General features: G+C 61.7%; 2 protein-coding genes. One reads left to right on the top strand and one right to left on the bottom strand.

The genetic code is table 11. The annotated features are described in order from the left end of the window. Positions 1-126: 126 nt before the first annotated feature. A complete protein-coding gene (gene dmeF / locus QZY06_RS17320) occupies positions 127-1,098 on the bottom strand; it encodes a CDF family Co(II)/Ni(II) efflux transporter DmeF (protein WP_295686375.1) in 972 nt (323 codons plus the stop codon). A gap of 59 nt (positions 1,099-1,157) precedes the next feature. Here dmeF and QZY06_RS17315 point away from each other — a divergent pair, with 59 nt between their 5' ends. Next, positions 1,158-1,433, top strand: a complete 276-nt coding sequence (locus tag QZY06_RS17315; protein ID WP_295686373.1) for a metal/formaldehyde-sensitive transcriptional repressor — start codon at positions 1,158-1,160, stop codon at positions 1,431-1,433. The last annotated feature ends 317 nt before the right edge of the window (positions 1,434-1,750 follow it).

Genomic DNA, 1,750 nt, shown 5'->3' with positions numbered 1-1,750 from the left:
GCGACGGTGGCTGGCGGATCGTTCACGTTCATTGGTCGTCGTCACCACGTCAGGCGGTCGCACCCTGAAAGATTCGTCGCCAATCGTCGGCGAGATGTCCGTGAGGATGATCTGCCGCCCCAGCTTTCACATCGCCACGACAGGCCTTTGTACTTGGTCGGAATTCAGCTCGACAGTGATATGCACCAATTCCTCATGGATCGATAACTGGCGCCGGAAGTAGTCGGGTTCGGCAGTCGCCGTTGTAGAAAGACCCAGGATGCAGGCGTACTTGTTCTTGCCAACGCGCCAGACGTGAAGATCGTCGATACGGGCAGGAATCGGACTCGCCGCGATTACCTCGCGGATCTCGTCCACCACCGGCGCTTTCATCTCGGCATCCAGCAACACGCGACCACTGTCACGGAGCAGCCCGCGCGCCCACACCGCGACCAGCGCCGCGCCGACGATACCCATCACCGGATCGAGCCAGCTTGCGCCCCAGATCATGCCGCCGACGAGCGCCAGGATCGCCAGTACCGACGTGGCCGCATCCGCGACTACGTGCAGATAGGCCGAGCGCAGGTTGAGGTCCTGATGGTCACCGCCGTGGGAATGCCCATGCGCCTCCGGGTGGTGCCCGTGGTGATCGTCATGCTGATGTCCGTCGCGGAGCAGCCAGGCGCAAGCAAGATTGACCAGCAGACCCACGACGGCGATGACGATCGCCTCCTGGTAATGAATCGGTCTGGGTGCAATCAGCCGTTCGGCCGATTGCACCAGCATGAGTGCGGCAATCCCCAGCAGTAGGAGCGCGCTGGTGTAGCCGGCGAGGATTTCGATCTTCCAAGTACCGAACGCAAAGCGCGGATCGTTGGCAAAGCGCCTCGCAAAAACATAGGCCAGCACGGACAGCCCCAAGGCCAGCGCATGCGAACTCATGTGCCAGCCATCGGCGAGCAAGGCCATCGAGTTGTAAGTCCAGCCGCCGACGATCTCGGCAACCATCATCACCGCTGTGAGCGCCACGGCGCGGGCGGTATTCTTCTCTGCCAGCGGATTGCCTTCATTGAAGACGTGCGAATGCGTGCTGTCGGTGCCGGCAGTTGATGAAGTCATGAGATGCTTGGATTCCTGATACTCCCCCCTAGTATAAACAGACGCCGAGATTCGAGGTAATGCCCCACACGATCAAGGACAAAAAGCAGCTGCTGACCCGCGTCCGACGCATTCAGGGCCAAGCGGCTGCGCTGGAGAAGGCGCTCGACCAGGGAGAGGAATGCGTGGCGATCCTTCAGCAGATCGCCGCCATCCGGGGCGCTGCCAACGGCCTGATGGCCCAGGTTCTCGAAGGGCATATTCGTGAACACTTGGGTGCCGAGGACGTGTCGGCGGCGCAGCGCAGCGCCGACGTTGAAGAGGTCGTGACTGTTCTGCGCTCCTATCTGCGATAGCAGGTCGGACGACGCTCCAGAAGACCTAGATAACTTCGCGCCCAACGCGGTCCAGATGGGCACCATCTGACCAAGCGAACCGCTAGGCGAAACGCGGCCGATGCAAGCCGACTGGAATCCGCTTGACTCTGGACCTTGGTCCCGGGTTTACGCTCTTTCCACACCGCTTGAAGGAGCCTGTCATGACCACGTTGTCACCGATCACACCGACCCCTGCCGCCGCCAAGAGCTGCTGTCACGCTAAGCACGGTGTGAGTAGCGAACCGCCCACGGCTGGCAGCACGACGGCGATCGATCCGGTCTGCGGCATGACGGTC

Source organism: uncultured Nevskia sp. (assembly GCF_903885465.1).
In the GTDB taxonomy this organism is placed as follows: domain Bacteria; phylum Pseudomonadota; class Gammaproteobacteria; order Nevskiales; family Nevskiaceae; genus Nevskia.
Note: the sequence above shows the minus strand (reverse complement) of the source record. Positions and strands in the feature narration are given on the sequence as shown.